Below are 16,540 nucleotides of genomic sequence, written 5' to 3'. Positions count from 1 at the left end.
ACTAGCCTTAAAACGATCTGCTAATTTTATCTGCTGATGAAAAGAGTGTGTTCTTGATAGGTTGGGGCTTGGATGCCAGCTATATTTGGGTAAAACCAAAACGATCAACTTCTTCATACTGTCGCATTTGAAGTATAATTGATTGCGCTATCATTCCAGCACTTTCTTACGTTCAATCCTTTCCTTAGCCTCCATGAAGAGATGATGTATTTTCTTCTCCAGCTCTTTTTTAGGAGGCAGTTCAGTCCAATATTCCGCCACCATAATCCCATCCTTGTGCATTTCCAGCAACTCTACTTGCTCCCGTCTACTTTCAGCACATAGAATTAAGCCTATAGGAGAGAGTTCTCCTTCTTGCTTTTCGTATTTATCCAGCCACTTTAAATACAATTCCATTTGACCTTTGTGTTGGGCTTCAAATTTTCCCAGTTTCAACTCAACTGCTACCAGGCGTTTTAGATTTCGATGGTAGAATAAAAGATCTAAATGAAAGTCTTCGCCATCAATAATCATCCTTTTTTGACGCGCTATAAAGGCAAATCCCTTACCCAGTTCCAGTATGAAAGCCTCCAATTCACGAAGTATAGCTTCTTCGAGATCTTTTTCAAGATAGCTGTTTTGCAACCCCAGAAAGTCTAAGAAATATGGGTCTTTGAAATTGTTATTAATAGCTGGATGGTTACTGGTATTCTGTATATTCGCAATACCTATCCGTTCAAATGTTTTAGTTGAAATTTGTTTCCGTAAGTCCCTGATCCCCAATGCCTGATCTGCCGCTACTTGAGCATAAAACCATTTTGCCTCCGGCTGCTTCACTGGCAATAACTCCACGAAGTGTGACCAACTCAATTGTTGGGACAGTGGTAAGATCGTCTCCAGGTTTTTGAATTGCTCGGCAAACTGCATCATTCTCCTTAAATTCCTTATCTCGAAGTTTTTCCCGTATTGCCTTTTTAATTGTGTCGACAGTGTCGACACAATTTGTTTTGCATACTCCGCCCGCTTATTTTTTAAGACTTCATCGTTAATGCGATGACCAATTTTCCAGAAAAGGACAGTAAGCGTGCTGTTAGCATATGAAAATACTTGCCGCTGGCTTTGCTCAATAAGCAGCGAAAGCTCATTGAATAAAGATTGTTCGATTGATATTGTGCTTTTTCCTTTTGCCATTATGCTATAGCTTATTAGCATTCCAATATTTGGAAGTACCATATCTCATTAGATGAATAATCTGAAAATTAAATAAAGAAAAGATGATAAGCGTTAATCGGAAGTTAATATCGGAGATTAATTCGATTGTAAAAGGAAGTGTTGTTCTATTTTTCACATAAAACTCATTTTTGACAGGATCAATTATCAAACTGCCGGACTTAACGAAGCTGTTAAGGTAATATATACGCTGGACGTGAGTTATATCGAAAATAAAAATGGACAAACCGAGATGAGTTTCGATTTGTCCACTTTCGTGCCCAGAACTGGATTCGAACCAGCACACCCTTGCGGGCGCTGCGACCTGAACACAGTGCGTCTACCAATTTCGCCATCTGGGCATCACTGATTTGTGTTACAGGGCTGCAAAGATAGGAATTGATTTTAATCTGCAAAATTTTTTTTCAAATAACGATTACGGTTATACGAAATATAATTTTTGCTTACTTACCAGTAAGTAAGTAGATTTGCATTTTAATAATTAGATTATCATGTCCGAAACGAGAGAGAAAATCATCTCACTGGCCGATAAGCTCATCCGCGTAAAAGGATTCAACGCCTTCTCCTACAAGGATATAGCACAGCCACTCGAAATGAAAAATGCCGCCGTACACTACCACTTCCCAGGCAAAGCCGACCTCGGAATTGGCGTCATAAATGAAGAACTATACCGCTTCACCCAACAAACACATAAATGGCATAAACTACCGGAAGAAGAACAGCTCAAACACTTTATCGACGTGTTTCGCAAACAAAACCAACACGGAAATATATGCCTCATGGGCTCCCTGTCTCCCGATTATAATACCCTGGCACCCGATATGCAACAGAAAGTACAGGAAATGGCCAACGCCATCCTCCAATGGCTCTCCGATTGCCTCGAAGCCGGCAGAAAACATAAACGCTTTAAGTTCAAAGGCAGCGCCAACGACAGAGCACTGCTTATCATCACCAACCTCCAGGCATCCCTGCTGATGTCCAGAGTATTGGGAAACACCATTTTTTCCAGGATCACCCGCCAATTACTGGACGATATCCTGATCTAAAACCTCTATTATGAAACGAGTAGTAGTAACCGGCCTCGGCGCCATCACCCCGCTTGGTAACAACACCGCCGACTTCTGGAATAACCTCACCGCTGGCGCCAGCGGCGCAGCCACCATCACTAAATTTGATGCGTCCAGGTTTCGCACCCGCTTCGCCTGCGAACTCAAAAATTATGACCCCTCCATGGCGCTCGATAAGGCCGAACTCCGTAAAACAGACCCCTTCACCCAATACGCCTTATCCGCCGCCGCTGAAGCTATCCAGGACGCCGGCATCGACTTCTCCACCCTCGACCCCTTCGATACAGGCGTTATCTGGGGCTCCGGACAGGGAGGTATGCAGACGTTTGAAGAACAGGTAACGGAATACGTACAGGGCGACTTCAACCCCCGCTTTAGTCCATACTTTGTACCGCGACTCATCACCAACATGGCTTCCGGTATGATCTCCATCAAGTATGGCCTGATGGGTATCAACTACACCACCGTGTCCGCCTGCGCTACCTCCAACACCGCCATCATGGATGCACTCAACTACATTCGCCTGGGCAAAGCCAAAGTAATCATTACCGGCGGCTCCGAAGCGCCCATCACCCCCGCCTCCGTTGGCGGCTTCTGCGCCATGAAAGCCATGTCCACCCGCAACGATGACCCCGCCACCGGTTCACGGCCATTCGACGTACACCGCGACGGATTCGTGATGGGCGAAGGCGCCGGCGCACTCGTACTCGAAGAATATGAACACGCCATCGCCAGAGATGCCAACATATACGCAGAAGTAGTAGGCGCCGCCATGACCGCCGACGCCTACCACATGACCGCCACCCACCCGGAAGGCCTCGGCGCCATGAAAGCCATGCAGTTCGCACTCAAAGATGCCGGACTCAAACCTTCCGACGTCGACTACCTCAATGCACACGCTACCAGCACCCCCGTGGGCGACCTCAGCGAAATCAGAGCCATCGCAAAAGTATTTGGTGATAAACCAAAACACCTGCATATCAGCTCCACCAAATCCATGACTGGTCACCTCCTCGGCGCTGCCGGCGCTATTGAAGCCATCGCCAGCATCCTCAGCATCCACAACGGCGTGGTATTGCCTACCATCAATACCACCAGCCTGGACCCTGAAATCCCCGCAGGACTACAGATACAGCTGAATCACGCCATCGAAAAAGATGTGAAAGTGGCGATGAGCAATACCTTCGGCTTCGGTGGCCACAACGGAATCGTTATCTTTAAAGGAATAGAATAAGGTGTCCGGAACCGGACACCCATTGTGCTGTTTGTGAACATTCATTTTTGCATACATACCACGCAATATGCTGAGCCACAGCATATTGCTAATCTGGTATTTTTCTTGGTCCGTGGGTGCTGTCATCGATTACCCTAACCATCTTTCTATATGCTCAAGAATTATCTCAAAGTAGCATGGCGACATATCAAACAGTATAAACTACTGTCCTTTATCAATATTTTCGGCCTGGCAACAGGAATGACCTTCGCATTGCTTATCTATATGTGGATCCTGTATGAAAAAAGTTTCGACGCATTCCACGTAAATAAAGATAAAATAGGTATGGTCATCCAACACGTGGAATTCAACCACGTGAAATCGTCTCAGGCCGTTACACCATTGCCGCTCTATTATGAGCTTAAAAGCAACTACCCGGAAGTAGCCTACAACTCCCGCCTCTCCTGGGTGCAGGACGAAAGCGTGATCTCCGGTGATAAAAAACTGGTCAAGAAAAGCTTGTATGTAGATCCCGACTTCCTCCTCATGTTTTCCTTCCCGCTCATAAAAGGAGATGTTAATACCGTTCTTAAAGATCCCAACAGTATCGTCATCTCCAGCTCCATGGCACAGTCACTCTTCGGCAAAGAAGACCCCATCGGGAAAACAGTGCGCGTAAGCAATAAATACGATATGCTTATCACCGGTGTCATGAAAGACATACCGGAAAACTCTACCTATATTTTTGATTTCCTAGGCAGCTACGAATTCATCATGCAAACAAATGATTTCGTAAAAAACAGTCGAAACGACTGGGGAAATAACTTCATGTCGAATGTGGTACAGGTAAAGGAAAATGCATCACTGGTATCACTGGAGAAAAAAATCACCCGGCTGATAACGGAAAAAGATCCCAAACTGAAAAACAGAATGGTAACCCTGCAGTCAGCGGCAGACTGGCACCTGTTCAATAATTTCCAGAATTGGAAAATTGACGGCGGTCGTATCATATTGGTGAGACTGTTTAGCATCATCGGCATATTTGTGCTGCTTGTGGCTTGTATGAACTTCATGAATCTCACCACTGCCCGTTCAGCAAAACGTGCCCGCGAAGTAGGCGTGCGCAAAGCGGCCGGCTCCACCCGCCGTCAACTCATCCTGCAGTTTCTAAGCGAATCTATGCTCACCGCTATGATTGCATTTGTGGTGTCACTGGTCCTGTGTTTGCTGCTGCTACCCTACGTGCGCCTCCTCGGCTTAGAGCATATCCATTTCAACTCCCTTAATCTGAGCCTGCTGGGCATCATGTTGGCCATATGCCTCGGAACCGGACTCCTCGCCGGCTCATATCCTGCATTTTATCTGTCCGCATTTAAGCCGCTGGAAGTGCTAAAAGGCAAAATAACCAGTGGAGGAAACTCCGGCTTCTTCCGGAAAATACTGGTAGTATCACAGTTTGTAATTTCCTCCGGCCTCATTATTTGCACTGTAATCGTATATCAGCAGATAAAATTTGGACAAGGCAGGAGCATAGGCTATAATCCGGAAAATCTGATCTCTGTAAGAGCCAGCGATGATCTCAATAAAAACTATCAACCATTACGCAATGAGGTGATGGCTTCAGGATATTTTGAGTCGGTTGCACGCGCATCGCAACCCATGACCGCCTTGTATAACAGCTGGTCCGACTTCACCTGGGAAGGTAAATCAGCAGACCTGGATGTTTCCCTCAATGTGATCCTCACAGAATGGGAAATGGACAAAACAGTAGGCCTGAAATTCAGGCAGGGCCGCGGTTTTTCCCAGCAATATCCCACCGATTCCACCGGTATCATTATCAATGAGTCGGCACTGAAAGTAATGGGCTTCAAAGATCCTATCGGCAAAATAATACGCCTGGGAACAAAGCAGCTGCACGTAATCGGGGTAATAGAAAATGTGCTGTTGACTGAACCGTTTAAGCCGGTAGCTCCATTAGTGATGATCTTTACCAAAGATGCTTTCAACAATATTTTTCTGCGACCAAAACCTGGGGTAGACATGAAAGCCGCACTGGCAGCCGTTGCGCCCATCTTCGAAAAATATAATCCGACCCTGAATTTCGATTATACATTTACGGATCGGGACTTCGCAGCGAAATTCGATATGGAAAACCAGGCAGCACGACTGGCAGGCATTTTCGGCATATTTGCCATCTTCATTTCCTGCCTGGGCCTATTTGGACTGGCCATGTTTATGGCTCAGCGCCGTACCCGCGAAATCGGTATCAGGAAGGTGTTGGGGGCCACTACCTCGCAACTCTGGCTGTTGCTATCTACGGAGTTTATGTGGCTCGTTCTATTGGCCTGCCTCCTGGCAAGCCCGGTATCCTGGTACTTCATGCACAATTGGCTGGAACATTATGAATACCGGATTAATATCAACTGGTGGATATTCCCGGCAACGGCCATTTTAGCACTGATAATCGCTGTCGCTACCGTTAGTACCCAATCTATTAAGGCAGCAATGGTGAATCCCGCGAAAAGTTTGAAAACGGAATAATCCTATTAGAAACAAGAAGGGGAAGAGCAATTGCTCTCCCCCTAAAAAATATTGAAACAGCACACCCTCGCGGGCAACTATACCGCTACATTAAACTCACGCAGGGTATCGTTCAGGCTCGTTTTCAGATCTGTAGAAGCTTTACGCTGACCAATGATCAGTGCGCAGCTCACCTGGTATTCACCAGCAGGGAATTTCTTGGTGTAAGTACCAGGAATTACCACGCTGCGGGCAGGTACACGGCCTTTGTATTCTTTAGGCTCCGGACCGCTAACATCAATGATTTTGGTAGACTGCGTCAGCACCACGTTTGCACCCAGCACTGCTTCTTTTTCCACAACCACACCTTCTACCACAATACAACGGGAACCTACAAACACACCGTCCTCAATGATTACAGGGCTTGCCTGCAGTGGTTCCAGAACACCACCGATACCAACGCCACCGCTCAGATGTACGTGTTTACCGATCTGTGCGCAGGAGCCTACGGTTGCCCAGGTATCCACCATGGTGCCCTCGTCTACAAACGCACCAATGTTTACGTAAGAAGGCATCAGGATACAACCTTTAGCGATATAGGCACCATAACGTGCAACCGCGTGAGGTACTACGCGAACGCCCAGGTCTTTATAGTTGGTTTTCAGCTTCATTTTGTCATAGAACTCGAATGGAGCCAGTTCCATGGTTTCCATTGGCTGAATGGAGAAATACATCAGGATAGCCTGTTTAACCCATTCATTCACTTTCCAGCCGTCGGCTGTTGGCTCTGCAACTCTCAGATTACCTTTGTCCACTGCTTCGATAACAGTTTTAACGGCATCTGAATACACTGTTTCCTGTAACAAACTGCGGTCTGCCCAGGCAGCCAGTATCTGTTGTTGTAAATCCATCGTTTTAAATTTTTTGCAAACATAATGCGAATTTTTCTTTCCCGCAATCCTTCATGTCGATGTCCTGACAGTAACTTTATATACACTCCGATTCCACTGCCAGGCTTAAAACTCTCCCGGAAACTCCCTATTTTGCAGCCATGAAAATCGGATTCGACGCGAAACGCGCGTTTCAAAACAATACCGGACTGGGAAATTACAGCAGGAGCCTGATCGACTCACTCGCCATCGGATACCCGCAGCACGACTACTATCTCTTTGCACCTAAGGAAACCAGCATGTACAACTGGAAACGTTTTCCGGACATGCACCTCATCACTCCGCAAAAGCGGGTTCACAAGTGGTTAAAATCAGTATGGCGCAGCCGGATGGTAGTGCCTGTCCTGCAACAACAAGGTATCGATATCTACCACGGCCTCAGCCACGAAGTTCCGTTTGGCATCCATGAAAGCGGCGTAAAGTCGGTAGTGACCATGCACGACCTGATATTCGAAAGGTATCCCAGCCAGTATAATCCGATTGATGTGATGACTTATCGTCGTAAGGCCCGCTACGCCTGCAAATATGCGGATGTGGTGGTGGCCATCAGCGAGCAGACCAAACAAGACCTGATCACCTATTACGCTACCCCTGCCGAAAAAATTAAGGTTGTATACCAGAGTTGTGATCCGGCTTTCGGCCAGTTGCATGCAGCGGACGACATACAGGCCCTGAAGAACAAATACCAGTTACCTGCAAACTACTTCCTGTATGTAGGTTCTGTTATAGAGAGAAAAAATTTGCTCAGTATAGTAATGGCCATGCGTACACTCGATGTAGCAGATCGTTTGCCATTAGTGGTATTAGGCAGTGGCGGCGGATATAAGAAGAAGGTACAGGAGTGGCTTAAACAAAATGGCATGGAGCAGGAGGTGATCTGGCTCAATGAACGGGCAAGGCTGGAAAACAGCGAACTGCCTTACCTGTACCAGGGTACCCGGGCACTGGTATATCCGTCCCTGTTTGAGGGATTTGGTATACCGATATTAGAGGCTTTGTGGAGCGGAACCCCCGTTATTACCTCGTCGGGTTCCTGTTTCGGAGAAACAGCGGGAGACGCAGCCTTGTATGTGGACCCGTTGGAACCCGCTACTATAGCGGCTGCCATGAAACGGATCGTGAATGAAGAAGCGCTGGCAGCAGATTTGCGTACCAAAGGTTTCAAACATGCACAGCTGTTTACCGCTGAAAAGTGTGCCGCCGCCATGATGAATGTATATAATAGTATAAAATAGCAAGTGATGGAGATTTTTGAAGACGATATTGTAGCGTCCCTGGGAGCTTTACGTAACGGAGGACTCATTCTTTACCCTACCGATACCATCTGGGGCATCGGTTGCGATGCCACCAACGAGGCAGCTGTAAGCCGGGTATATGCCCTCAAAAACCGGGACGAAGCCAAAAGCCTGGTGATCCTGCTGGCTGACGTCAGAGATTTATTGCACTATGTGGCCAATCCAAGGCCGGATATAGCCGAGATCATCGCTGGATTTGAACGGCCTACCACCGTTATTTATGAAGGTGCGCTGGGGCTGGCATCCAATGTGATCAACGCCGATGGCAGCATCGCCATCAGGATAGTAAAAGACCCTTTTTGCAGGCACTTGATAAAAAGATTGCGTAAACCATTGGTTTCCACCTCGGCAAATATTAGCGGTGATCCTTCTCCGGCAACTTTTTCTGCGGTAAATCCGGCCATTGTAAATGGCGTGGACTATGTCGTGAAACACAGGCAGGATGAGGCCGCAGCCAGTATTGCCAGCCGTATTATCCGCATCCATAATGATGGTAGTATCACGGTTATTCGCGACTAAAGGCGTTTATTTCTTACATTTGCGCCCTGGTTTTGGGAAAAGGACCTACATCAACAGGATAAATTTAATATGATAAGCAACAAGCCGTTGGATATTCCCTGCTCACTGCAGGAAAGAAAAATATTGGAAAAGATAGCGCTGGCAGCTCAGGAACTGAAAGTGCCAGCTTATCTTATTGGAGGCTTTGTGCGGGATAAACTCCTCGAAAGAAGAACGAAAGATATGGATATAGTGTGTGTAGGAGATGGTATCGCCCTCGCGCACAAAGTAGCTGCCAGCCTGGGCGATCACGTCCCTGTCAGCTTCTTCAAAACCTATGGTACCGCCCAGGTAAAGTGGAATGACCTCGAAATGGAATTTGTGGGCGCCCGCAAAGAAAGCTATCGCCAGGATAGCCGCAACCCGGAAGTTATAGAAGGTTCCCTCCAGGACGACCAGAATCGCCGCGACTTTACCATCAACGCACTGGCTATCAGCCTGCGCGACCAGGACTACGGCTCCCTGCTCGACCCGTTTAATGGCCTGGCCGACCTGGACGCCAAAATCATCCGTACACCACTGGCACCAGCCCAAACCTTCAGCGATGATCCGCTGCGCATGATGCGCGCCATCCGGTTTGCATCTCAGCTCCAGTTTACCATCGTGCCGGAAGCATTTGTGGCCATACAGGAGAATGCAGAAAGAATTCGTATTATTACCCAGGAAAGGATTACTGACGAATTCAATAAAATTATGCTCTCCCCAAAACCTTCAGTCGGACTGGATTTATTATATAAATCGGGTTTGCTGAAAATTATTTTTCCGCAGATGATTGACCTCGTAGGTGTGGAAATGTACGAAGGCAAAGGGCATAAGGACAATTTCTATCATACCTTGCAGGTAGTGGATAATATTGCACAGCATACCAAAGACCTATGGCTGCGCTGGGCGGCACTGCTGCATGATATCGGTAAACCTGCCACCAAAAAATTTGAACCCGGCCATGGCTGGACGTTTCATGGCCACGATGCCGTAGGTGGCAAAATGGTGACCCGCATCTTCTCCCGCTTTAAGTTACCAATGGGGGATAAGATGAAACTCGTGAAAAAGCTGGTAGAGCTGCACCTGCGCCCTATCTCGCTCACCAAAGAGAATATAACTGACTCGGCTATCCGCAGATTATTATTCGATGCCGGCGATGATGTAGACGGACTGATGATGCTTTGTGAAGCCGATATCACCTCAAAAAATAAAGTTAAAGTAAAACGATACCTCGAAAATTTTGAACTGGTCCGTGCCCGCATGAAAGAAGTGGAAGAAACAGACAGGATCAGGAACTGGCAGCCACCTATCACCGGCGAAATGATTATGGAAACATTCGCATTATCACCAGGTAGAGTGGTGGGCGATCTTAAAACCGCCATCCGCGAAGCAATTCTGGATGGAGAAATCCCCAACACCTACGAGGCTGCTTACGCATATATGCTGGAAAAGGCAAAATCTTACAACCTGACCCCAGTTAAATAAAATTGGTATTTTTACATTGCGCAGAATTTTAGCAACAATACGTTCTCTTGAGCGTTAAACCTTTATATATTTTATCTAACTTATAACCTAATTGTCATGCCGGTTTTGAAATTCAGAGTCTACTGGGAAGAAGATGAAAGCGTTTACAGAGATATAGCGATCAAACCTACTCAGACGTTTTTACAATTTCACCAAGCGATCCTGCAAGCATTCGAATTCGACGCTAAACATAAAGCGACTTTCTTTCGCAGTAATGATAACTGGCAAAGAGGTAGGGAAATCATCCTGGAAATGGACAGAACCCCCCGCAAAGTGGAACCCCTGCTGATGGCGGAAACACCAATCGGCGCAGCAGTAAAAGATCCTAACCAGAAATTCATTTACCTGTACGACTTTGCGAAAAACTGGTCATTCCTCGTAGAATTGATCGGCGTTTCCAAAGAAGAAAATATAAAAATCGTCTACCCCGTTTGCGTACGCAAAGAAGGACTGGCACCAAGTCAATACGGTACCAAAGGCCTCGTGGGCGACAAGCTCGTGGAAATGGAAGAAAAATATGACCTCAACAAAGAGGGCATGGATGAAGACGGATTCGGAGAAGAAGGAGAGGACGACGCCAGCAGCGATCAGCAGGAAGAACTGGGCGCCGAAGACGATTTGATGTTCTGATATGCAAAAAACTGTTATTGTCATTGCAGGGCCAACCGCCTCCGGAAAAACAGCCACGGCTATACGAATAGCGCAACTGTTCAATACCTCCGTCATCTCGGCAGACTCCCGGCAATGTTATAAAGAAATCAGCATAGGCACTGCAAAGCCATCTCCGGAGGAGTTGGCAGCAGTGCCTCACTATTTTATCAACTCCCACAGTATCCGGGAAGAGGTAAACGCAGGCATGTACGAAAAGCTGGCACTCCAATATTGCGAAGAAATCTTCGCTGCCAACAACGTGGCAGTGATGTGCGGCGGTACCGGACTCTATATCAAAGCCTTTGCAGAAGGCATTGATGATATGCCCGAAATTCCGGCAGCGGTTCGACAATCCATCATGGATCAATACGCCGAAAAAGGAATTGTCTGGCTACAGGAGGAACTGCAGCGCCGCGACCCGGCATTCTACACCACCGCAGAAATACAAAATCCCGCCCGCCTCATGCGTGCCCTCGAAGTACTGGAATCCACCGGTAAGTCGATTACGGCTTTCCGCACGGCCACTAAGAGGCAGCGCGACTTTCATATCATTAAGATAGGTCTGCATCTCCCTAAAGAAATACTACACGATAATATTAACCGGCGTGTAGACATGATGGTGAGTGCCGGACTCGTGGAAGAAGTGCAGTCTGTGCTTGCATTCCGCAATCACAACGCCCTGCGCACCGTTGGTTACACAGAAATATTCAGCTATCTTGATGGAAACCTGACACTGCCACAGGCCATTGAGGATATTAAAGTCCATACCCGGCAATATGCCAAGCGCCAGCTGACGTGGTTCCGGAAGGACAAGGAATATCAATGGTTTGATCCACGGGAATCGACCCTTGTAGAGGCGCAATGCTTGCGCCTCCTCGCAAAATAAATCGCTTAGATTCAACGCCGGAGCAGGAGCCAAAAACATTGTGGCGCTAAGGGATGCCACATTAAAACAAGAAGCCGGTACTGCCATGCAGCACCGGCTTCTCTTTATGAAAAAACTGATGATTAAAACTTAAACCCTACGGTTCCCATAATATTACTCCTCTTGAAATCCAGCAATGCTGCAGGAGGATAAGTATTAGCATCACTGGTGGAATACAGCTGGTAATAATCCTTTCCTTGCGTATAGCTGTAGGTAAGATCAAAATAGATACCCTTGGTGCGTACACCCAGGCCACCACTGTAAGTCTTACGGCTGGCATCAATGCCCATGTTATAGCTGTCGTTGGAATATGGATTACCATACATGGCAAAACCTCCTCTGGCAGCAAATATCCTTGCAAACTTTACCTCAGCACCCACTTTGAAATTGGACGCTGCTTTATAAAGGTCGCCGATAACGCGGTTGACACCACCTTCCAGGCCTTTGTCTACTTCTTCAAATCTGTATTTGGAGGAGCTGTGATTGACATACTCGTAGTCGGCAGCGAGGAAGCCTGTTACCGCATCCGGGTCCTGCATATTTCCGAAGAAATAGGAGGCACCTGCGCTGGCACGCAGTGGAGCCGTCATATTGTAGCTATAATCTTCACCGGCGCCGCTGGACGACTGCTGACCTTTCCAGCCCTCTGTGTTGGAGGTAAGATCAGCGCTGGTAGCGATGCTCATGCTGTAGAGGGTAGGCAGGCGGAGGGAGCCTCCCAGTCTGAACCGGTCAGTAACTTTATAGAGGATACCGAGTGTTCCGCTGAAGCCGAGGCCGTTGATGGTGGTATATTGTTTATAATCGAAATAGCCGAAATCGTTGTTCTGGTTGCCGGTATTATCGTCTTCAGAAACGGAGAGTGTTTCCTTGTAGGTAATACTAGGCAGGTTCAGGCTCACACCGAGGTAGAGGCGATCGCCGTAGTTGGTGCCAAAGGAGAATACATAATCGTTGATGCCTCCTTTTGTATCAACGGTAGCACGCTGGTAGATGCTTTCCATTACGCCACCTGCGCCGGTAGGCATAGCCAGGGAAATCCATTTGCCATTATCTTCCACGACCAATGCCTGGTTCCAGGCCAGTGCGGAACCGATAGAGCCGTAGTCAGGGTTATAGCTGCTGGACTCCGTTTCTTCTCTCCAGGGCTCCGAATAGGAAGTATAGTCAGTTACGCCGCCTATGTTGATCTGGTTATTGAAGTTCGCGCTGCGGTTCATACCGAGGGCAAAAGAAAAGTTATTCCAGGTATGAGCGCCGCTGTTGGTATTGGTAACGAATACTACCCCGATATTAGGCAGCTGAAAATTCGATTTACTACCTTTTACATCCCGCGGGTCTACCATTGGGAGGTAGGAAGATGTTGTTTTCGAGGTGGCTACCCCACCGGAAATCAGAAACTCTCCGGTTTTAAAAATCCCGATACCGGCCGGGTTGGTAAATGCGGATGAAAAGTCACCTCCGAGTCCTACCGATACGCCTCCTAATGCCTGTGTTCTGGCTGTTCCGCTGGGTTGTTGGTTAGAAAACAACAGCGCTTGCTCTGCTGATTGGGCCATGGCGGAAACAGATAAAAACAACCCTCCGAGTAGAGGATAGATGCTCTTGATCATAAATTAAAACTTAAAATGAGATGTGCTTGCAGGTAATGATTGCTGACAAACGTTTTAGTTGGCTAAAAACGTTCCCTAACGTGCAATTCGTATATGGGTGTAAAAGATAAGCGTAGTTTTTTAGGCTACGCTTATCAGAAAACTCTTTGTATTAACGGCCACCGCGACTAGGACGGGAGTAACCGCCTCCGCCACCGCCACTGTTTACGCGGCTAGGTGCGCTAGGTGCACTGCTGGGCTGATAGCTAGGCTGACTAGGTCTGCTGTACTCTGTACGCTGAGGGCGGGAGTAACCACTGTTGTTGCTGTTGCTGTTGCTATTTTGATATACTGGTCTTTCGTTGCCTGACTGCTGGAATACCCTGCGTGGTCTTTCAGTAGTACTGCTGCCGTTAGATGGAGTATATCTGCCACCAGTACCGTTGGAAGTATTGGCGTAATTAATTCTGTTAGGACGACCATTGGTGCCGGTGTTTGGCCCGATCGGCTGATAACCGCCTCTGTTCGGACGAACCACATTGCCTGACGCTACGCCGCTGCGTACCGGACGGCTATAGTTGTTAACACGGTTGTAGGTAGGAGTGTAGTTACCTTTGTAACCGCCGCCGCCATACCAGCCATGACCACCATAGTAACCACCACCGTTGTAAGGATAGTAGCTATAGTATGGGTTGTAAGCGTAGTAAGGATAACCCCACATGCTGCCATACCAGGGATTGTAGAAGCCACCGCCCCAGCCATAACCAAAGCCCATGCTGAAGGAAGAACCCCAGTAAGGACTGTAACCATAACCAAAGCTGCTGTAAGGATAACCCCAGCCACCAAAACCACCGTAGCCAAGCCCCATTCCATAGTTGAACGAGAAGTTGTTACCCGCGCTCAATCCATCAGAATAGCCATCCCAGTAACTGCCGGAATAATTACTGCCGGTAGAGCCAAAACGCTCTAACCTGCGCTCGTAATCTCCCTGCTCATCACTGTAGGTCACATAAGAACCACCATCCTCTTCGGAGGCAGCCACTGATGTAGCCGTATAATCATCGGGACGGTTGTTGTTTCTGTTGTTGCCGTTACTCGCATAACCCTGTTGCTGCTGTTGGCGGGGTGAATAGTATACATCATCCGGAGTAGACGCGGATTTGTAGGTGCTGGAACAAGCACCCAGGGCTAACGCGCCGGCCATGATGACTAAATATGATATAGGCTTCATTTGAAATATATTTTAAGCGTGATCTGTATCGTAAATCTACTCTTTTTAAACGGATTTCTGCTACACAAAGTTACATCATACTATCTAGTCTATATTATTTTGTTGCAACTGTTTGACACTTTATGATTTTCATGTAGGTTTGTAGCATTTTTCTTTTGAATATTATTCAAAAATTAAGCCAAATAGTAATTTGTTTTCTTTGATATAGATATTTTTTTATCAGGATAATTTTTACCATACATTGGCTGCCAAATAAGGATATATAAATTAGATATTTATTTTATGAGTAAAGAGATCACCGCCCGATCCGCAGATTATTCCCAGTGGTATAATGACCTGGTGCTGAAAGGTGGACTGGCAGATTACTCTGCCGTGAAAGGATGTATGGTTATCAAACCATATGGCTTTGCTTTATGGGAAGCAATGCGCGACGTACTGGACCGTAAATTCAAAGAAACCGGCCATCAGAACGCTTATTTCCCGCTGTTTATCCCCAAAAGCTTCCTCAGTAAAGAAGCTGCCCACATCGAAGGCTTTGCCAAAGAATGTGCTGTTGTAACCCACTACCGCCTGAAAAATGACCCGAACGGCGGCGGCGTAGTGGTAGACCCGGAAGCTAAACTGGAAGAAGAACTCATCGTTCGCCCTACTTCTGAAACCATCATTTGGAATACATACAGAGACTGGATTCAATCCTACCGCGACCTCCCGCTGCTCATCAACCAATGGGCAAACGTAGTACGCTGGGAAATGCGTACCCGCCTCTTCCTCCGTACCGCTGAATTCCTCTGGCAGGAAGGCCATACCGCCCACGCCACCGCAGAAGAAGCCATCGCAGAAACCACGCAGATGCTGGAAGTATACGCCAACTTCGCAGAAGAATACATGGCTGTTCCTGTAGTGCGTGGCGTGAAAACCGCTAACGAACGCTTCGCCGGTGCCGTAGATACCTACTGCATCGAAGCCCTCATGCAGGACGGTAAAGCCCTCCAGGCCGGTACCTCCCACTTCCTCGGTCAAAACTTCGCCAAAGCATTTGAAGTGAAGTTCTCTAACAAGGAAAACAAACAGGAATACGTATGGGCAACCTCCTGGGGCGTATCTACCCGCCTCGTTGGTGCGCTTATCATGGTACACTCCGATGATCAGGGCCTCGTACTGCCTCCGCGCATCGCACCGCTGCAGGTGGTGATCGTGCCTATCTATAAAGGAGATGAGCAGAAAGCAGCCATCGATGCCAAAGTAAACGGCCTCGTTGCCGACCTGAAAGCATTAGGTGTAAGCGTGAAATACGACGACAGCGACAACAACCGCCCGGGATGGAAATTTGCCGAGTACGAAATGAAAGGCGTGCCTGTACGCGTAGCCATCGGTGCCCGCGATATCGAAAACGGTGTAGCAGAAGTAGCCCGCCGCGATAATAAAACCAAAGAGAGTCTGCCACTGGAAGGACTGGGTGCACGCATCCACCAACTCCTGGAAGAAATTCAGCAGAACCTCTATAATAAAGCACTGAACTACCGCGAGGAACACATTACCCGCGTGGATACCTTCGAGGAATTCAAACAGGTACTGGACGGAAAATCAGGCTTTGTATCCGCCCATTGGGACGGTACCAGCGAAACAGAGGAGAAAATTAAGGAGCTCACCAAAGCCACCATCCGCTGTATCCCACTGAATAACCCGCAGGAAGCCGGTACATGTATCCTCACCGGTAAACCTTCGAAAGAAAGAGTGCTCTTCGCAAGAGCTTACTAATATTAGCGGGCAACAAAACACAATGCTTTGCTGCTCTGCGAGAAAAAGATCCGCCACCGGCGGAT

Annotated in this window: 13 protein-coding genes and 1 tRNA gene; 9 read left to right on the top strand and 5 right to left on the bottom strand. The window is 47.5% G+C overall.

Annotated features, from left to right (window positions below):
- Nucleotides 1–150: 150 nt before the first annotated feature.
- Complete coding sequence (locus tag KW844_RS24385) at nucleotides 151–1,170, bottom strand: YhcG family protein (RefSeq protein ID WP_218379408.1); 1,020 nt, start codon at nucleotides 1,168–1,170, stop codon at nucleotides 151–153.
- A 296-nt stretch (nucleotides 1,171–1,466) separates the two neighbouring features.
- Nucleotides 1,467–1,550: transfer RNA gene (locus tag KW844_RS24380), tRNA-Leu, on the bottom strand.
- Nucleotides 1,551–1,700: 150 nt separating this feature from the next.
- On the opposite strand from KW844_RS24380, the gene KW844_RS24375 reads away from it, so the two are divergent.
- The 3 genes from KW844_RS24375 to KW844_RS24365 all read left to right on the top strand — a co-directional run bounded on the left by KW844_RS24375 (nucleotide 1,701) and on the right by KW844_RS24365 (nucleotide 6,030).
- On the top strand, nucleotides 1,701–2,255 hold the full coding sequence (locus KW844_RS24375; protein WP_218379407.1) for a TetR/AcrR family transcriptional regulator: 555 nt from the start codon (nucleotides 1,701–1,703) through the stop codon (nucleotides 2,253–2,255).
- A 10-nt stretch (nucleotides 2,256–2,265) separates the two neighbouring features.
- Nucleotides 2,266–3,510 (top strand): beta-ketoacyl-ACP synthase II, encoded by a 1,245-nt coding sequence (gene fabF / locus KW844_RS24370; RefSeq protein WP_218379406.1) that lies wholly within the window; start codon nucleotides 2,266–2,268, stop codon nucleotides 3,508–3,510.
- Between the two features lie 150 nt (nucleotides 3,511–3,660).
- A complete protein-coding gene (locus KW844_RS24365; RefSeq protein ID WP_218379405.1) occupies nucleotides 3,661–6,030 on the top strand; it encodes an ABC transporter permease in 2,370 nt (789 codons plus the stop codon).
- A 77-nt stretch (nucleotides 6,031–6,107) separates the two neighbouring features.
- Here the strand turns inward: KW844_RS24365 and KW844_RS24360 are convergent, their stop codons facing one another.
- Complete coding sequence (locus KW844_RS24360; protein WP_218379404.1) at nucleotides 6,108–6,920, bottom strand: 2,3,4,5-tetrahydropyridine-2,6-dicarboxylate N-succinyltransferase; 813 nt, start codon at nucleotides 6,918–6,920, stop codon at nucleotides 6,108–6,110.
- A 140-nt stretch (nucleotides 6,921–7,060) separates the two neighbouring features.
- On the opposite strand from KW844_RS24360, the gene KW844_RS24355 reads away from it, so the two are divergent.
- From KW844_RS24355 to miaA, 5 genes are all read left to right on the top strand, one after another.
- Nucleotides 7,061–8,194: a glycosyltransferase family 1 protein gene (locus tag KW844_RS24355; RefSeq protein ID WP_218379403.1), complete on the top strand. Its 1,134-nt coding sequence runs from the start codon at nucleotides 7,061–7,063 to the stop codon at nucleotides 8,192–8,194.
- Between the two features lie 6 nt (nucleotides 8,195–8,200).
- Entirely contained in the window at nucleotides 8,201–8,773 is a 573-nt protein-coding gene (locus tag KW844_RS24350) for an L-threonylcarbamoyladenylate synthase (RefSeq protein WP_218379402.1), read from the top strand.
- A gap of 69 nt (nucleotides 8,774–8,842) precedes the next feature.
- The gene (locus KW844_RS24345; protein ID WP_255578610.1) at nucleotides 8,843–10,279 is read left to right on the top strand and encodes a CCA tRNA nucleotidyltransferase; all 1,437 of its coding nucleotides are present in this window, start codon (nucleotides 8,843–8,845) and stop codon (nucleotides 10,277–10,279) included.
- Nucleotides 10,280–10,375: 96 nt separating this feature from the next.
- Nucleotides 10,376–10,948, top strand: a complete 573-nt coding sequence (locus KW844_RS24340; RefSeq protein WP_218379401.1) for a plasmid pRiA4b ORF-3 family protein — start codon at nucleotides 10,376–10,378, stop codon at nucleotides 10,946–10,948.
- A 1-nt stretch (nucleotide 10,949) separates the two neighbouring features.
- Nucleotides 10,950–11,855, top strand: a complete 906-nt coding sequence (gene miaA, locus KW844_RS24335) for a tRNA (adenosine(37)-N6)-dimethylallyltransferase MiaA (RefSeq protein ID WP_218379400.1) — start codon at nucleotides 10,950–10,952, stop codon at nucleotides 11,853–11,855.
- A gap of 122 nt (nucleotides 11,856–11,977) precedes the next feature.
- Here the strand turns inward: miaA and KW844_RS24330 are convergent, their stop codons facing one another.
- Nucleotides 11,978–13,507 (bottom strand): OmpP1/FadL family transporter, encoded by a 1,530-nt coding sequence (locus KW844_RS24330; protein WP_218379399.1) that lies wholly within the window; start codon nucleotides 13,505–13,507, stop codon nucleotides 11,978–11,980.
- A 151-nt stretch (nucleotides 13,508–13,658) separates the two neighbouring features.
- Nucleotides 13,659–14,717, bottom strand: a complete 1,059-nt coding sequence (locus tag KW844_RS24325; protein WP_218379398.1) for a hypothetical protein — start codon at nucleotides 14,715–14,717, stop codon at nucleotides 13,659–13,661.
- A gap of 282 nt (nucleotides 14,718–14,999) precedes the next feature.
- Between KW844_RS24325 and proS the strand changes: the two genes are divergently transcribed.
- Nucleotides 15,000–16,475 carry a proline--tRNA ligase gene (proS, locus tag KW844_RS24320; RefSeq protein WP_218379397.1) on the top strand — a complete coding sequence of 492 codons (1,476 nt, stop codon included), beginning with the start codon at nucleotides 15,000–15,002 and terminating at the stop codon, nucleotides 16,473–16,475.
- The last annotated feature ends 65 nt before the right edge of the window (nucleotides 16,476–16,540 follow it).

The organism is Chitinophaga sp. sic0106, assembly GCF_019219075.1.
Classification (GTDB): Bacteria; Bacteroidota; Bacteroidia; order Chitinophagales; family Chitinophagaceae; genus Chitinophaga.
Note: the sequence above shows the minus strand (reverse complement) of the source record. Positions and strands in the feature narration are given on the sequence as shown.

Bases quoted from the DNA above. Each gene is read 5' to 3' on its own strand.
- KW844_RS24385 (WP_218379408.1), bottom strand. From the start codon at position 1,170: ATGGCAAAAGGAAAAAGCACAATATCAATCGAACAATCTTTATTCAAT.
- KW844_RS24375 (WP_218379407.1), top strand. From the start codon at position 1,701: ATGTCCGAAACGAGAGAGAAAATCATCTCACTGGCCGATAAGCTCATC.
- fabF (WP_218379406.1), top strand. From the start codon at position 2,266: ATGAAACGAGTAGTAGTAACCGGCCTCGGCGCCATCACCCCGCTTGGT.
- KW844_RS24365 (WP_218379405.1), top strand. From the start codon at position 3,661: ATGCTCAAGAATTATCTCAAAGTAGCATGGCGACATATCAAACAGTAT.
- KW844_RS24360 (WP_218379404.1), bottom strand. From the start codon at position 6,920: ATGGATTTACAACAACAGATACTGGCTGCCTGGGCAGACCGCAGTTTG.
- KW844_RS24355 (WP_218379403.1), top strand. From the start codon at position 7,061: ATGAAAATCGGATTCGACGCGAAACGCGCGTTTCAAAACAATACCGGA.
- KW844_RS24350 (WP_218379402.1), top strand. From the start codon at position 8,201: ATGGAGATTTTTGAAGACGATATTGTAGCGTCCCTGGGAGCTTTACGT.
- KW844_RS24345 (WP_255578610.1), top strand. From the start codon at position 8,843: ATGATAAGCAACAAGCCGTTGGATATTCCCTGCTCACTGCAGGAAAGA.
- KW844_RS24340 (WP_218379401.1), top strand. From the start codon at position 10,376: ATGCCGGTTTTGAAATTCAGAGTCTACTGGGAAGAAGATGAAAGCGTT.
- miaA (WP_218379400.1), top strand. From the start codon at position 10,950: ATGCAAAAAACTGTTATTGTCATTGCAGGGCCAACCGCCTCCGGAAAA.
- KW844_RS24330 (WP_218379399.1), bottom strand. From the start codon at position 13,507: ATGATCAAGAGCATCTATCCTCTACTCGGAGGGTTGTTTTTATCTGTT.
- KW844_RS24325 (WP_218379398.1), bottom strand. From the start codon at position 14,717: ATGAAGCCTATATCATATTTAGTCATCATGGCCGGCGCGTTAGCCCTG.
- proS (WP_218379397.1), top strand. From the start codon at position 15,000: ATGAGTAAAGAGATCACCGCCCGATCCGCAGATTATTCCCAGTGGTAT.